The 14,769-nt window shown below is 63.6% G+C and carries 12 protein-coding genes; 5 read left to right on the plus strand and 7 right to left on the minus strand.

The annotated features are described in order from the left end of the window. Window positions 1–67 precede the first annotated feature (67 nt). From JG747_RS05695 to htpX, 3 genes are all read right to left on the minus strand, one after another. On the minus strand, window positions 68–1,792 hold the full coding sequence (locus JG747_RS05695) for a heparinase II/III family protein (RefSeq protein WP_019861872.1): 1,725 nt from the start codon (window positions 1,790–1,792) through the stop codon (window positions 68–70). A gap of 206 nt (window positions 1,793–1,998) precedes the next feature. Further along, window positions 1,999–3,384 carry an RsmB/NOP family class I SAM-dependent RNA methyltransferase gene (locus JG747_RS05700; RefSeq protein ID WP_202362233.1) on the minus strand — a complete coding sequence of 462 codons (1,386 nt, stop codon included), beginning with the start codon at window positions 3,382–3,384 and terminating at the stop codon, window positions 1,999–2,001. Next, window positions 3,375–4,388: a zinc metalloprotease HtpX gene (gene htpX / locus JG747_RS05705; RefSeq protein WP_202361344.1), complete on the minus strand. Its 1,014-nt coding sequence runs from the start codon at window positions 4,386–4,388 to the stop codon at window positions 3,375–3,377. Before htpX ends, JG747_RS05700 begins: the two co-directional genes overlap by 10 nt. 203 nt (window positions 4,389–4,591) lie before the next feature. Between htpX and JG747_RS05710 the strand changes: the two genes are divergently transcribed. Next, the gene (locus tag JG747_RS05710) at window positions 4,592–4,813 is read left to right on the plus strand and encodes a DUF1674 domain-containing protein (RefSeq protein WP_027047512.1); all 222 of its coding nucleotides are present in this window, start codon (window positions 4,592–4,594) and stop codon (window positions 4,811–4,813) included. A 9-nt stretch (window positions 4,814–4,822) separates the two neighbouring features. Here the strand turns inward: JG747_RS05710 and JG747_RS05715 are convergent, their stop codons facing one another. Next, window positions 4,823–5,488, minus strand: coding sequence for an HAD-IA family hydrolase (locus JG747_RS05715; RefSeq protein ID WP_202361345.1), 666 nt, complete (start codon window positions 5,486–5,488; stop codon window positions 4,823–4,825). 168 nt (window positions 5,489–5,656) lie between these two features. Between JG747_RS05715 and JG747_RS05720 the strand changes: the two genes are divergently transcribed. The 3 genes from JG747_RS05720 to JG747_RS05730 all read left to right on the plus strand — a co-directional run bounded on the left by JG747_RS05720 (window position 5,657) and on the right by JG747_RS05730 (window position 10,096). Beyond that, window positions 5,657–6,526, plus strand: coding sequence for a transglutaminase-like domain-containing protein (locus JG747_RS05720; protein WP_019861867.1), 870 nt, complete (start codon window positions 5,657–5,659; stop codon window positions 6,524–6,526). Between the two features lie 459 nt (window positions 6,527–6,985). Then, a complete protein-coding gene (locus JG747_RS05725; protein WP_064981734.1) occupies window positions 6,986–8,464 on the plus strand; it encodes a pilus assembly protein TadG-related protein in 1,479 nt (492 codons plus the stop codon). Window positions 8,465–8,833: 369 nt separating this feature from the next. Continuing rightward, the gene (locus JG747_RS05730; protein WP_202361346.1) at window positions 8,834–10,096 is read left to right on the plus strand and encodes an SAM-dependent methyltransferase; all 1,263 of its coding nucleotides are present in this window, start codon (window positions 8,834–8,836) and stop codon (window positions 10,094–10,096) included. On the opposite strand, the gene JG747_RS05735 is transcribed toward JG747_RS05730, so the two are convergent. Together JG747_RS05735 and acs are read right to left on the minus strand one after the other, a co-directional pair. Next, window positions 10,097–10,837, minus strand: a complete 741-nt coding sequence (locus JG747_RS05735; protein WP_202361347.1) for an MOSC domain-containing protein — start codon at window positions 10,835–10,837, stop codon at window positions 10,097–10,099. A gap of 51 nt (window positions 10,838–10,888) precedes the next feature. After that, window positions 10,889–12,844 (minus strand): acetate--CoA ligase, encoded by a 1,956-nt coding sequence (acs, locus tag JG747_RS05740; RefSeq protein WP_064981332.1) that lies wholly within the window; start codon window positions 12,842–12,844, stop codon window positions 10,889–10,891. 314 nt (window positions 12,845–13,158) lie between these two features. Here acs and JG747_RS05745 point away from each other — a divergent pair, with 314 nt between their 5' ends. Continuing rightward, complete coding sequence (locus JG747_RS05745; protein ID WP_019861862.1) at window positions 13,159–13,431, plus strand: usg protein; 273 nt, start codon at window positions 13,159–13,161, stop codon at window positions 13,429–13,431. Between the two features lie 284 nt (window positions 13,432–13,715). On the opposite strand, the gene JG747_RS05750 is transcribed toward JG747_RS05745, so the two are convergent. Then, the gene (locus JG747_RS05750; protein ID WP_202361348.1) at window positions 13,716–14,750 is read right to left on the minus strand and encodes an aldo/keto reductase; all 1,035 of its coding nucleotides are present in this window, start codon (window positions 14,748–14,750) and stop codon (window positions 13,716–13,718) included. Window positions 14,751–14,769: the final 19 nt, after the last annotated feature.

Consider the following 14,769-nt stretch of genomic DNA (forward strand, 5'->3'; position numbering starts at 1 on the left):
GGCAAGCCCGCGCCGTAGCACATGACATCAGGAAATCAAGCGGCAAGCTTGGTGGTGGCCGGCACTCTCAGTTGTTTTCCGGATAGCCGGCAATGCTGGTGCGCGTCAGCTGCCAGTGGACTTCGGACACGTCGGAGGCCTTGAAGGCAAGCACGATCTGCCGGCTGCGGCGCGGGCCGCCGAGACCGGCGAAATAGATCGATTCCTCGACTTCCGGCACCACTTCGCCTGAGGTGAACACCCAGCTGTCGGCCTGGTCGGCGGTCAGCACCAGCCGGTCATGTTCGTCCTGCAGCAAGTTGATGTCGGGATGGACATGGAAGCGCACGGTGATGAAGTCGCGGCCATTGTTGCGGATCGCGGCATTGCCGGGCCGCTGGAACCGGTCCCTGCCGGCCAGGACATTGCCGTTCGACGACAGCTTAAGCTCGCGCTCGTGCAGGAAGCCGAAGCGCGCGACGTAGCCGTCATGGCGGGCGATGAAGCCCTGGATGCCCTTCTGGTCGATGCGCTTGCACTGCACCTGCTGCGGGCCGCCGATCAGCGGCGAGCCCAGCAGGCCGTTGACGCGCAGCGAATGGCTGAAGCGCGCCGACGAGGTGTCGTTGATGGTGGCGGTCGAGTGCGCGGCGGTGGCGCGCGCCAGCGGCCGGAACTCGGCGGCGCCATAGGTGTCGATGCCGGCATTGACGATGTAATGCTGGCGGCCGGACGACAGCTCGAAGGCAAGGCAGCCGGCGTGCGCTGCGTTGGAAACATCGACCGGCGGCGGCAGGCCGGTATCGGCAATGACGGTGACGCCGCCCATCGACAGCCGCTCATAGCCCGAATGCGGCGCGTGCAGCAGCGGCGCGCCGGCGGTGTCGTCATGCCGCAATATGGTGGCGATGCGGTCATGGATGGTGGCGCCCATGCCGTTGAAACGGGCGAGGCTGCCATCCTGGTGGCGGAAGAAGCGCAGCGCCGGCAGCATGCGGTCGATGGCGCCGATCAGCGCCTGCGGCGGGGTTTCCGCCTGGTTGGCGTAGGTCTGGCGCAGCGGCAAAAGGTCGGCGAGGATTTCCAGCACCGACATCGGATTGCGTGAGATATGGCCGCCATCGGCGAGGATCTGGCGGTTGAGTTCCTCGGCGAGGTTGCGGGTGGCGCCGCGCAGCGCCGAAGCCGGCGCCGGCAGGGAAAGGGCGGCGAAGGCAAGTGCTATGCGGGCGCGCAGCCGGTCCTTGCCGTCGGGCATCTCGCGCGCCATCGACCTGAGATAGCGGATCTGGACGGCCAGCGATTTCAGGAAGGCGCGATAGAAGGGGAATTCGGCGCCCTGCAGCACGACGGAGGAATGCTGCAGCCAGGCGATGATGCGCTTGGCCGTCGTCCCGGGCTCCCAGGCGATACCGGCAATGTTGTTTCCGTGCATGGCGATCCAGTCGGACACCAGGGCACGCGCATTGGCGGCGGCAAGTTCGGTGCCGGCGGCGCGCATGTGGCGCAGCCAGCGAAAGCCATGCAGCGTCTTCTGCCAGCCGTGATTGGGCACGTTGATCTGGAAGGGCGACTTGCCGCCGGTCTCTACCAGGTGCCCCGACAGGGGATAGCGGCCGTAATAGATCTCCAGCGCGATCTGCGGGTCGGCCAGCCGCAAGTCCGGCGGTGCAATCAGCACGCGTTCGGGCGTGCGGCCGGAATAGCGCCAGCGATAGACCGGCCCGGCGCGCAAGCGCCGGCGCGTCTTGCGCCAGAACTCCTTCGCGACAAGCGTCCACAGACGCGTCGTGTTGCTGGCAGCCAGTGCCAAAAGCCCTCCTGGTCCGTCCTCTATCCCGGCGCAAGCTTATATGATTCAAGAACTTATGCGAAGGCGGATTTCTTCCAACCGACCCACTTCACGCGGCCATGGCCGGGATCGTCCTTAAAAAAGTCGTCTCTGCCGCGACTTATGTCCTCTTGAGGCGGCGGCGAAACTCGCTGGGCGAACGGTTTTCGCGGTCGTGAAAGATCGCTCTAAAGAGCGCGGCGCATGCGCGCAGCGAAGAAGCCGTCCAGCCCCGAGCGCTCCGGCGTGCCGAGATCAAGGTCGGCGGGCGTGGTGCGCAGCGTGCCTTGCGCCGTCAAGAAAGGGTCGATGCCGGCGACCTCGCCTTGCCGCAGCGGATCGTCGACTGCGGTTGTTTCGTTGAGAAAGGCACGATGCAAATCTTCGCCTTCGAGCGGGTCGAGCGAACAATTGGAAAAGACTATCCGGCCACCGGGCCTGACCAGCGTGACGGCGCGGGTGAGCAACCGCCTTTGCAGGTCGGCGAGCTTTTCGACATCGGCCGCCGTCTTGGTCCATGGCACGTCGGGATGCCGTCGCACCGTGCCCGTCGATGAGCAGGGCGCGTCGAGCAGCACCGCGTCGAACAGCTCCGCCGGCTCGTATTTGAGCAAGTCGGCCTGGACGATCTCGGCTGACAGGCCGAGACGGTCAAGATTCTGCGCCAGCCGGGCCAGCCGGTTCTTCGACGTGTCGACCGCCGTGACCCTGGCACCGGCCAGGATCAGCTGGGCGGTCTTGCCGCCGGGCGCGGCGCAGAGGTCGGCGACACGCAATCCGCTGACATCGCCGAAGAGCCGCGCCGGCAGGCTGGCAGCCGCATCCTGAACCCACCAGGCACCTTCGGCGAAGCCGGGCAGGTCGGTGACGGCTCCGGCAAGATTTTCCACGCGCACCGTGCCGGTCGGCAGCACGATGCCGCCTAGCTTTTCGGCCCAGAGTGCGGGGTCGGCCCTGACCGAGAAGTCGACGGGCGCCTCGTAACGGTGCGCGGCGAGGATCTGCTTCGCCTTGTCGGCGCCATAGGCGGCCTTCAGCCGGTCGGAGAACCATTCTGGCGCTTCGTCGGTGGCGGCAAGGGCGGCGGGCAGTTCCGTCTCCTTGGCACGCGCCAGCGTGCGCAGCACGCCGTTGACCAGGCCGGAAAAGCGCTGGGTGCGCGGATCGGACTTGGCATGGGTGACCGCGAGGTCGACAGCGGCGCTGTCGGGAATGTCGAGGAACAGGATCTGCGCCGCGGCCACATGCAAGATGTGTGACAGCGCCGTAGCGTTGGGCGGCAGCGGCTTTTCCAGGCGTCGCGCCAGCAGCCCGACGATGGTCATGCGGAAGCGCAGCGCGGTGACCAGAATGGCCCGCACCAAGCCACGGTCGCGCAAATCGAGCGCCTTGTATTGCGGGTGGCCGTTCTCGTGGTCGGTCAGTCCGTCGAGCGGCGTCCTGGCATCGATGACGGCGGCAAGCAGCCGCGCCGCGGCCTTGCGGGCGGCGAGACCGGCGACGAATTCGCCGCCGTCTCTATGGTCCTGATCGCGTGAGCCTGTGCGTCGAGGTGCTCCCACGCTCACGACCATCGGCCCTTGGGCCCGGTCGGGTTGCGCCCCCATGGGTTGGCCTTCGGCCTTTCCGGCATCCCCGGCTGTTCCGCTTGAGGGGCCTGGCCCCACGGGCCGGACGGCTGCTCTTCTTCGGCGTGCCGAGGCGTGGGGCGCGGGGCGGCCTGGGTGCCGCCCGCCATCTGCCGCGCCATTTCCTGCAACGCGGCGATGCGGTTCTCAGTGCTGGGGTGGGTGGAGAACAGATTGTCCATACGCTCGCCGTGCAGAGGATTGATGATGAAGAGATGCGCCATCGCCGGATTGCGCTCCGCATCGGGGTTGGGAATGCGTTCGGCGCCGCGGGCGATCTTGTCAAGCGCCGATGCCAGCCACAGCGGGTGTCCACAGATTTCGGCGCCGCGCCGGTCGGCTTCGTATTCGCGGGTGCGGCTGACCGCCATCTGCACGATCATCGCGGCAAAAGGCGCCACGATCATCGCCGCCAGCACGCCGACAAAACCGAACGGGTTGTTGTTGTCGCGGTTGCCGCCGAGGAAGAAGGCGAAATTGCCGAGCATCGAGATGGCACCGGCAAAGGTGGCGACGATGGTCATGGTCAGCGTGTCGCGGTGCTGGACGTGCGCAAGCTCGTGCGCCATCACGGCCGCGACCTCTTCATGGGTCAGCCGTTGCAACAGGCCGGTGGAGGCGGCGACCGCCGCGTTCTGCGGGTTGCGGCCGGTGGCGAAGGCATTGGGCTGCGGATTGTCGATCAGATAGGTCCGGGGCATAGGCAGCCCGGCCTGCTTGGCCAGCGCCTGGACGATGGCGTAATATTCGGGCGCGTTCTTCTCGTCGACCTCGACGGCGCGGTTCATCGACAGCACCATCTTGTCGGCGTTCCAGTAGCTGAACAGATTGGTGCCGGCGGCGATGAGCAGGGCGATCATCATGCCGCCCGAACCGCCGATCAGGAAGCCGACGCCCATGAACAGCGCCGTCATCGCGGCAAGAAGCATGGCGGTGCGAAGTGTGTTCATCGTCTGCTCCTGTCGTGGTGGTGGCAAAAAGGGGTCGATCGTGACAGCGCCGCGCGTCCTTTCGGACGCGCAAAGGACGCTGTAAGGTTTTATTTGCGCATGATCCTTTCCGAAAATCGATTCCGATTTTCGGGGTCATGCGTGGGTTCATGGCTATATGATGGGAAACACCTGACGCTGTTTCAATCCGCGTGGAATATCGCATGACCGACGAAACCAGTAAAACGCCAGCCGGCCCGGATGACGATGTGCCGGCAAGAGACCTGTCGCCCGCCGCGCGGCGCGCACTGGCCGAGGCGGAGGCACGGCGCACCGCGTATCGCGAGAAGGAAGCCGGCCTGCCGAAAGAAATCGGCGGCCGGGGCGGCAAGGAACCCGGCCGTTATGGCGACTGGGAGGTCAAAGGCCTGACCAGCGATTTTTAGGGATTGGTCTCAAGCAGCGTCGCGCTGGGCCTCGAGCGCCAGCCAGCCGCGCTCGTCGATGGTGATGCCGACATTGTCATAGCCCGCGATCGCGGCGTGCTGCGTCGGCAGCGGATGCGAATGTGTGGCGCTGATCACCATGACTGCGGCTTGCGCGGCCTCGGCCGCCGCGATGCCGGCCGGAGCATCCTCGAACACCAGGCAGTCGCGCGCATCGAAGCCGAGCCGTTGTGCGCCAAGCCGGAAACAGTCGGGGGCCGGCTTGCCACGGGAGACGTCTTCAGCCGCTACGATGACCGCGGGGACAGGAATGCCGGCAGCCTCCATGCGCGCTAGCGCGAGGGAGCGCGGCGCCGAGGTGACGATCGCCCAGCTTTCGCCAGGCAGCGCCTTGAGAAACGCCACGGCGCCGGCGATTGGGACAATGCCGTCGAGATCGGCCGCCTCGGCCTTCAGCAGCAGGTCGGCCTCATGCGCCGGGTCGACGCCTGGAAGGGCAAGGTTGGTGATGGTCTCGATCGCCCGCACGCCGTGGATCGTCGGCAGGAAGGCGGCGACGTCGAGGCCATGGCGACGCGCCCAATCGCTCCACACTCGCTCCGCCGAGGCGATGGAATTGATGAGCGTGCCGTCCATGTCGAAAAGGAAGGCCGCGAATTTTCTGCCAGCAAACATGATTTTCCTTGAAGTCCGGGGGAGCGTGTCGAGGGAGGGCGCAACCGTAACGTCAAGGCGCGGGCATGGAAAGGCATGAGGGCGTATTTTGCGGCGGTCCAGGGAACCACTGCCATCTCGCGACGTTTCAACGGCATTCTTTTCCATGACGATCGAAGGGGACCTGTGATGCTGATCCGGCTCGGCTACGAAATCGCCATTGAATGCGCAGAGGCCACCCCGGTGATTTCGCTGCTTGAGATCCACAAGGACAGGCAAGCCGACATCAAGCGGCAGACCCGGGTGCTGACATCGCCTTCGGTGCCGACCAAGCTCTACCATGACCTGCATGGCAATGGCTGCCGCCGCTTCACCGCACCAGCCGGCACCTTTCGCATCCTCTATGACGCAGTGATCGAAGACAGTGGCGAGACGGACGAGGTCAACACGCTGGCCCGGGAAGTGCCAGTGGCCGAATTGCCCGACGAGGTGCTCTTCTATCTCCTGGGCAGCCGCTATTGCGAGACCGATCACCTCAGCAGTCTCGCCTGGCAGCTGTTCGGCCATCTTCCCTCCGGCTGGGCACGGGTGCAGGCGATCGTCGACTATGTCCACAACCGGCTGTCGTTCGGCTATGGCTATGCGCGTTCGACCCGCACGGCGGCGCAGGCGCATGAGGAGCGGGTTGGCGTCTGCCGCGACTTCGCCCATCTGGCGATCACGCTCTGCCGCTGCATGAACATTCCAGCGCGCTATGTGAACGGCTATCTCGGCGATATCGGCGTGCCGATCGATCCGGCGCCGATGGATTTCTCGGCCTGGATGGAAGTGTTCCTCGACGGCAAATGGTACACGTTCGATCCACGCCACAACCGGCCCAGGACCGGTCGTGTCGTCATCGCACGCGGCCGCGACGCCACCGACGTGCCCTTGCTGCACAGTTTTGGTCCACACCGGCTCAGCCTGTTCAAGGTGTGGACCTATGAGCAGGAAGGCAATCTGTTCAATCCGCCCCATCACGGTATCGACAGGACGGTCAGCGCACAAATGCTGGCCTAAGGCATGTTGATATTCAGGTGATGCCGGCCTGCAAATGGCTGATACCTGCGCTTCCGGTGCTCACGTACGAAAAGTACGCTCCGCTCCGGTTCTCGGCATCAACCATTTTCGGCTCGGCCTGACCTGAATCTCAACACACCTTGGTTCCGTTCGCGCCCCAACTTACTCAGCTATCTCGGGACAACTGCTCCTCTTCGGCACAGAAGGCCTGTGCCGCAACAGGACGTCGCGGAGCAGTCCGCGATTGCTTCGATTCCAGCATGGTAAGCAGTCCGTAAACGCGGATGAATCCGTGACTTTCCGTTTACCAGTCATTCACCTTCGAAGCAGCCGAAATTCAACAAAAACAATAGGTTGACGGGTCACAGCGCGTTTCCGGCGCTCGACCGGCGACTTCCGGCCGGAATCCTGCATTGCCATCATTGCGGCGACGAGGCCGAGGCAAGCGGAGGCTGTTGGATGCGAAATTACGGGGGTCTTGTTCACGCGGTCGGCGGGTTCGCCAGACACAGGGGTGGAAATTTCGCAATCCTGTTCAGCTTTGCTGCCTCGGTCTTGGTGCTAGCCGCCGGCTTCTCGGTCAACGTCGCGCAGCTCTATAATGCCAGATCGAGCCTGCAAGGCGTGGTCGACGCCGCGGTGACATCGACGGCGCGCGACCTGACGACCGGGGTCATCAAGGAGGCCGACGCCAACAAGGCGGTGCAGAACTTTCTCGTGGCCAACAGCATGGCCGGCATCCTGACGGCTGACCAAGTCGTGCTGGACAGGCTCACCGTCAACCCGACGGCCAGAACCGTGCAGGCGGATGTCCATGTCGATGTCAGCCTTTATTTTCCGCTGTTCGGCATCAGCGACATGCGGCGCGTCGGCGCTTCCACCACAGCACTCTATTCGGACAAGCAGGTCGAGGTCGCCATGATGCTCGACATCACGGGATCGATGGCGAAAAGAGGCAACGTCGACAAGATCGGCGATCTGAAAGCGGCGGCGAAAAACGCGGTCCAGACGATGCTCCAGAACCAGGACCCGAAGAACCCCCGCATCCGCGTCGCGATTGTGCCTTACGCATCTGGCGTGAACGTCGGCAATCTGGCGGAGAACGTCTACGCCGAGGGGCAGGCGAGTTCTGATCTGCCGCCGGTCGCCGGCAGTTCGCTTCTCGTCGCAAAGACGGGAAAGACGACGTTGCCGTCCTTCGGCGACTACAAATCCATTGTCGGCGCGGCAATGCCAAAGACCGACAATTGCGCGACGGAGAGGAAGGACAAGAACGGCAATGCGGATTTGAGTGATGACGGCCCGGACACGGTTCGCACCGACAAGACCGGCAAGAACTACTATGCCCTGGTCAACAGGGATGATCATCTGGGTGGCGGGAGCATGAACAGATGCCCAGACGCAGAAGTGATCCCGCTGACGGCCGATTCCGGCGCTTTGCTTGATTCGATTGGTGCCTTCCGGGCCGATGGTTATACGGCCGGCGCGATCGCCATCCAGTGGACCTATTATATGCTGTCACCGCAATGGCGGGCTGCGATCAAGAATGCCGGTCTCGGCAACGGCGCCTCGGATGCCAATGCGAAGAAGATTGCCAAAGTCGCGATCCTGATGACCGACGGCCAGTTCAATACGGCCTTCGCCGGAGCCGGGGGGAACTACAACGGCCAGGGCAACCTTGCACGTGGCAACGCCGAAGCCCTGTGCGGCAACATGAAGAATGATGGCATCGAGATTTTCGCGATCGGCTTCGATCTGAATGACAAGGACATGTCACCAACCGAGCGGGACCAGGCAAAGGCGGTGCTGAAGGGCTGTTCGTCGAAAGACGCCTCCGCCGCGGACAGGCATTATTTTGAGGTGTCCACCGGAGTGGAATTGGACGCCGCCTTCCAGGAAATCATCCGCAATACCGAAAAGGTCGCACTGACCCAGTAATCCGCAAAAGGAAAAGGCCGCCGCTTCTTTCGAAGCCGGCGGCCTTCCGTGTTTCCGTCCATGGCGCGGCCTGTGGCGACAACCCTTCGGGTTACCTGCCGCGCATCTCGCGCCTTAACGGGAAGACTGCTTCCCGAAAGTGCAATCCGCTGAGGCCACGTTCTGGAAAACGAAATCACTCGACATCGGATCACCTCCTTTCGATTTGTTGAACACATCCTCATGATGGGGTGCGTCGCAGCAAATGACAAGATGGCGGGCTGAAAAAGGCGTCCCGCCGGAAAATGCGGCGCAGTCGGGCCAGCGTGCTTCGGCTTGCGATCCGCAGCCCAAACAGACAACATGGCGTTATCGGTCACGGGAGGGACCATGGACGCCACCGAGAGAGCCGCGCGCATCGTTCGAACCGTGATCGGGGCGCTGAAGCCGGGTTTTGCCGTCAGGCTGTGGACCGGGGAACGGATCGGCCCAGCCGGCGGCCCGGTGCTTGCCATCAACGACCAGGACATCGTCTGGCAACTGGCCCGCCGGCCGAATTTCTCGACGCTGCTCGAAATGTGGATTTCCAAGACGATCGATGTCGAGGACGGCTCGCTGTTCGATCTCTATGCCCTGCCGTCACAGGGCAAGCTGAGGCTGAAGGCGCTGCCCAAACTGGCGATCCTGCGCGACCTGCCGGCCGTACTGTTTTCGCGGCGGCAGATGACGAAACGGGCCGATCTTGCCGGGCGCAACCCTTTCGTCAGCGGCTCGAACAAGCAGGCGATCGAGCATCACTACGACATTTCGAACGCCTTCTATCGGCTCTTCCTCGACGAGCGCATGGTCTACACCTGCGCCTATTTCACCGATTTCACCAACGGCATCGACCAGGCGCAGAAGGACAAGCTCGACCATATCTGCCGCAAGCTCAGGCTGAAGGCGGGCGACCGGCTGCTCGATATCGGCTGCGGCTGGGGCGCGATGCTGATCCACGCCGCCAAGCACTTTGGCGCCATCGGCCATGGCGTGTCGCTGTCGGAGGAACAGACCCGGCTGGCGCGCGAGCGCATTCGTGCCGAGGGGCTGGAGGACAGGATCACCATCGACATCAAATCCTACACCGAGCTCGACGGCAGCTATGACAAGATCTCGTCGATCGGCATGTTCGAGGCGGTCGGCCTCGCCAACCACGCCACCTATTTCTCGACCGTTCACCGGCTGTTGAAGCCGGGCGGCATCTACCTGCACCATGCCATCACGAGGCGCGGCAAGGGCGGCACGCGCAAGACCTTGCGCAAGGGCCCCGAATACAAAGCGCTGATCAAATACATCTTCCCCGGCGGCGAGGTCGACACGATCGGCATGACACTCGGCAATCTCGAGGCGCACGGGTTCCTCGTCGCCGACGTCGAGAATTTGCGCGAGCACTATGCCCGCACCTGCAGGCTGTGGGCCGAGCGCCTGCACGCGCGTTTCGATGAGGCGATCGCCGAGGTCGGCGAGCCCAAGGCACGGCTGTGGCTGCTTTATCTGACCGGCTGTTCGATCACCTTCGATCGCGGCTCGGCGCAGATTTTCCAGACAGTCGTCACCAAGCGAGCGCGGGGGCCAAGCGGCCTGCCGCCGACGCGAGCGGATCTTTATCGGTAGCTACAGAAAACGCATCGCGTCGCCGACCTTGATACCGGCCGGCCGATCCACCGTGCAGTAGACGCCGAGATTGTGCGCGTTGTGGCGGACCAGATTGCGCAGGATCGCCGGGTCGTCATCGAAGCCGTCCTGGGCGATGATGGTGAAACCGCAGCGGCGGCAAGGCTCCGAGATGGTCACTAGCAATTCGCCGATGGCGAGCTTGCGGCCGATCCATTCCGTTTCGGGAAACGAGCCATCGACCGCCGCCATATCGACGACGATGTTGGGGCGGAAGCGGCGCGGGTCGGCGGCGCCATCCGGATGCAGCGCCGTCAGCCGCGCCAGCGACGCCGTGGTCAGGAGGTGGATCGGCGCCTTGCTGTAGCGGGCGGCGGTGACCGGACCGGCATAGGCAGGCGGGGCATTCTCCCGGCCGAACGGCCGGATCGAGGCGGCGAAGCCGAGATAGGCCGATACTGCGCGGTCGCATTCGACCCCGGGGGCGCTCAACCAGTCGCCGTCAGGGACGGCGATCTCAAGGTTGCGATCATTGGCCAGCCGGGTGCGGATGCGCGGCACCTTGTGCCATTTCGCCTCGCGGTCGGGCCTGGCGATCTCATTGTCCGAGACATCGACGAGGCCGAACATGCGGTCGCCTGCCATGCCCGCCGGTTCGACCAGAATGGCGTCCTGGCGCTCGCCGGCGAGCGAGCTTGCCGGATAGCGCCAGAGCTGCGCGACAGTGCCAATATCATTCATTGCGTTGGTCTCTCGTTCGCCGGGCTTCCCGCGACCTTCGACCAGTCGTTTTCAGCCCTTCTTGTTCTGCCGGTTGGCGATGAGATCGTCAACGACGGCCGGATCGGCGAGCGTCGAGGTGTCGCCAAGGGTGGCAAAATCGTCCTCGGCGATCTTGCGCAGGATGCGGCGCATGATCTTGCCGGAACGCGTCTTGGGCAGGCCGGGGGCGAACTGGATCTTGTCGGGCGAAGCGATTGCGCCGATCTCCTTGCGGACATGAGCGATGAGCTCCTTGCGCAACTCCTCGGTCGGCCCCACCCCCTTCATCAAGGTGACATAGCTGTAGATGCCCTGGCCCTTGATGTCGTGGGGATAGCCGACGACGGCGGCCTCCGAAACCTTGTCATGGCTGACCAGCGCCGATTCGACCTCGGCCGTGCCCATGCGGTGGCCGGAGACGTTGATGACGTCGTCGACGCGACCGGTGATCCAGTAGTAGCCGTCGGCGTCGCGGCGGCAGCCGTCACCGGTGAAGTACTTGCCCTTGTAGGTGGAGAAATAGGTCTGCACGAAACGGTCGTGATCGCCATAGACGGTGCGCATCTGGCCCGGCCAGGAATCGGTGATGCAGAGATTGCCGTCGGCGGCTCCTTCCAGCACCTTGCCTTCGCCGTCGACCAGCTGCGGCTTGACGCCGAAGAAGGGCCGCGTCGCGGAGCCTGCCTTGAGGTCGGTGGCGCCCGGCAGCGGCGTGATCAGGATGCCGCCGGTCTCGGTCTGCCACCAGGTGTCGACGATCGGCACCTTGCCGTTGCCGACGACGTTGAAATACCACTCCCAGGCTTCCGGGTTGATCGGCTCGCCGACCGAACCGAGCACGCGCAGCGATTTGCGCGAGGTCTTCGTCACCGGGTCGTTGCCGGCGCCCATCAGCGCGCGCAGCGCGGTCGGGGCGGTGTAGAAGATGTTGACCTTGTGCTTGTCGATGACTTCCCAGAAACGCGACTGCGACGGGTAGTTCGGCACGCCCTCGAACATCAGCGTGGTGGCGCCGTTGGCGAGCGGGCCATAGACGATGTAGCTGTGGCCGGTGACCCAGCCGACATCGGCGGTGCACCAGTAGATATCGCCGTCATGGTAGTCGAAGACATATTGGTGGGTCATCGACGCATAGACGAGATAGCCGGCGGTGGTGTGCAGCACGCCCTTCGGCTTGCCGGTCGAGCCTGAGGTGTAAAGGATGAACAGCGGGTCTTCCGCCTTCATCTTCTCGGGCTTGCACTCGGCTTTCACCGTCGCGACCTCGTCGTGATACCAGAGGTCGCGGCCTGGCGCCCAGCCGATCTTGCCGCCGGTGCGGCGCACGACGAGGACGTTCTTCACCATGACGAAGTTCTTCGCGGCGATGTCGATCGCCTTGTCGGTGTTCTCCTTCAGCGGAATCGACTTGCCGCCGCGCAGGCCTTCATCCGACGTAATGACGAAGGTCGATTCGCAGTCGACGATGCGGCCGGCCAGCGCATCGGGCGAGAAGCCCCCGAAGACGATCGAATGGATGGCGCCGATACGCGTGCAGGCCAGCATCGCATAGGCGGCTTCCGGGATCATCGGCATGTAGATGGTGACGCGGTCGCCCTTCTTGACGCCGTGCTTCTTCATCACATTGGCGAGCCGGCAGACATGCTCGTAGAGCTCGTTATAGGTGATCTTCTTGTCGTCGTAGGGGTTGTCGCCTTCCCAGATGATGGCGGTCTGGTCGCCGCGCTTCTTCAGATGGCGGTCGATGCAGTTGTAGGAAACATTGGTCAGCCCGTCCTCGAACCATTTGATCGAGACCTTGCCGTCGAAGGAGGTGTTCTTGACCTTGCTGAACGGCTTGAACCAGTCGATGCGCTTGCCGTGCTTGCCCCAGAACTTGTCCGGGTTCTTGATGCTGTCGGCATACCATTTCAGGTAAGTGTCGTTGTCGATCAGCGCATTCTTCTTCCACGTCGGCTGGACGCGATGGACATGAACCTCGGACATTCCTGACTTTCCTCCCAAACCATACGCCGGCTTGAACCGCCGGCGGGATCGCGGCGAAGCGGCCGCGAATTCGGCGGCATTATTACCAGTTCCGGCCTTACGGCAATATTAGACGTTGGGTTTGCGTGGCGGGATGCCGCAGGGGCACGGGCTCGCGTTGTCAGCACTCAGGTTGGCTCGCTGCTAACTGTATGTTTTCGCGTCGAAAAGCCTGTTTCGATCAGGAAAAATCAATAGACAGTTAAGCAACGGCGCGCACAATCTGACGTTGGGAGGAAAGGAGATTCAACCAAGGGACCGCCAAGGGGGCAGCAATGCGCGACCATGCCGAAATGGACCTGATGCTCAAAGGCTATGGCCTGACCACGGCCAAGATTCTTTATCATTTCCCCGATCATCCGCATCTCCTGCAGAGCTTCATCTGGCAGGACTACGACATCGCTCCGACGTTTCCGGTGCTGATCAAATTCATCGAATTCTGGAAGGCCAAGCTGGATGGACCGCTGCACTCGGTTGTCTACACCCACCAGAAGCTGATCGCGCCGAATGAATGGCGCAAGGTGGATGGCGAGTTCGTACTGCATTAAGGCGCAGAAGTGTTGACGGAGTGCTTGCGTGATGTATCGCATGCGTTGGTGGTTAGCGGAAATGCGCCCATCGTTTCGTCATCCTCGGGCCTGACCCGAGGATCCATGCAGTGACCTTTGCCGTGGAGTGCAACGCAGCAGAATTCTGCACCGTTGCAACGCCTTGAAGTCGCGGCATGGATACTAGGGTCTCCGCGACGGAGCTGCGCTCCTGCTTCGCCCTAGGATGACGAACCTCCGAGACCGTGGCCAACTACCAGCGCTTGCGCTGACTCAGCCGGCGCTCAAACGGCCGGCGGGTTCAGCCTGGCGAAACCTTCCTGGCGGCGATAGGGGAAATACGGGTAGGGCGCAGTCACTTCGCTTGCGGCGTCGAGTTTCTTCACCTGCTCCGGCGTCAGCGACCAACCGACGGCGCCCAGGTTCTGGCGCAGTTGCTCCTCGTTGCGGGCGCCGATGATGACGGAGGAAACGGTCGGGCGCTGCAACAGCCAGTTGATGGCGATCTGCGGCACGGTCCTCCCGGTTTCCTGCGCCACCGCGTCCAGCGCATGCATCACCCGGTAGAGATGTTCGTCCTCGACCGGCGGGCCAAAGCCTGCGGTGTCATGCAGCCGGCTCTTTTCCGGCAGAGGCTGGCCGCGGCGGATCTTGCCGGTCAGGCGGCCCCAGCCGAGCGGGCTCCACACCAGCGCGCCGACGCCCTGGTCGAGGCCGAGCGGCATCAGTTCCCACTCATAGTCGCGGCCGACCAGCGAATAGTAGACCTGGTGCGCGACATAGCGCGGATAACCGTGCTTATCGGCCTCCGCCAGCGACTTCATCACTTGCCAGCCGGAGAAGTTGGAGACGCCGACATAGCGCAGCTTGCCGGCGCGCACGAGCTCGTCCAGCGTCGACAGCACCTCCTCGATCGGCGTGCCGGCGTCGAAGGCATGCAGTTGCAACAGGTCGATGTAGTCGGTGCCGAGGCGCTTCAGCGCGGCGTCCACGGATTTGATCAGGCGCGAACGCGAGGAGCCGTAATCGGCCGGCCCGTCGCCCATCGGCAAGGACGTCTTGGTCGAGATCAGCACGGCATCGCGCCGGCCCTTGATGGCTTCGCCGAGCACCTCTTCGGAGGCGCCGTTCGAATAGACGTCGGCGGTGTCGAACAGATTGACGCCGGCCTCGAGGCAGATGTCGACCAGCCGCCGCGCTTCCTTGGCGTCGCTGTTGCCCCAGGCGCCGAACAGCGGGCCGGAGCCGCCAAAGGTTCCCGCGCCGAAGGAGAGTGCGGGCACTTTCAGGCCCGACGCGCCGAGACGTCGATAGTCCATGATTTTGTCCTTTCAATTG

This window comes from Mesorhizobium sp. 131-3-5, from assembly GCF_016756575.1.
GTDB classification, from domain to species: domain Bacteria; phylum Pseudomonadota; class Alphaproteobacteria; order Rhizobiales; family Rhizobiaceae; genus Mesorhizobium; species Mesorhizobium jarvisii.

Coding starts and splice junctions, on each gene's coding strand:
- acs (WP_064981332.1), bottom strand. CDS start 12,844: ATGTCCGAGGTTCATGTCCATCGCGTCCAGCCGACGTGGAAGAAGAAT.
- JG747_RS05715 (WP_202361345.1), bottom strand. CDS start 5,488: ATGTTTGCTGGCAGAAAATTCGCGGCCTTCCTTTTCGACATGGACGGC.
- JG747_RS05750 (WP_202361348.1), bottom strand. CDS start 14,750: ATGGACTATCGACGTCTCGGCGCGTCGGGCCTGAAAGTGCCCGCACTC.
- JG747_RS05730 (WP_202361346.1), top strand. CDS start 8,834: ATGGACGCCACCGAGAGAGCCGCGCGCATCGTTCGAACCGTGATCGGG.
- JG747_RS05735 (WP_202361347.1), bottom strand. CDS start 10,837: ATGAATGATATTGGCACTGTCGCGCAGCTCTGGCGCTATCCGGCAAGC.
- JG747_RS05725 (WP_064981734.1), top strand. CDS start 6,986: ATGCGAAATTACGGGGGTCTTGTTCACGCGGTCGGCGGGTTCGCCAGA.
- JG747_RS05745 (WP_019861862.1), top strand. CDS start 13,159: ATGCGCGACCATGCCGAAATGGACCTGATGCTCAAAGGCTATGGCCTG.
- JG747_RS05710 (WP_027047512.1), top strand. CDS start 4,592: ATGACCGACGAAACCAGTAAAACGCCAGCCGGCCCGGATGACGATGTG.
- JG747_RS05700 (WP_202362233.1), bottom strand. CDS start 3,384: ATGGTCGTGAGCGTGGGAGCACCTCGACGCACAGGCTCACGCGATCAG.
- htpX (WP_202361344.1), bottom strand. CDS start 4,388: ATGAACACACTTCGCACCGCCATGCTTCTTGCCGCGATGACGGCGCTG.
- JG747_RS05720 (WP_019861867.1), top strand. CDS start 5,657: ATGCTGATCCGGCTCGGCTACGAAATCGCCATTGAATGCGCAGAGGCC.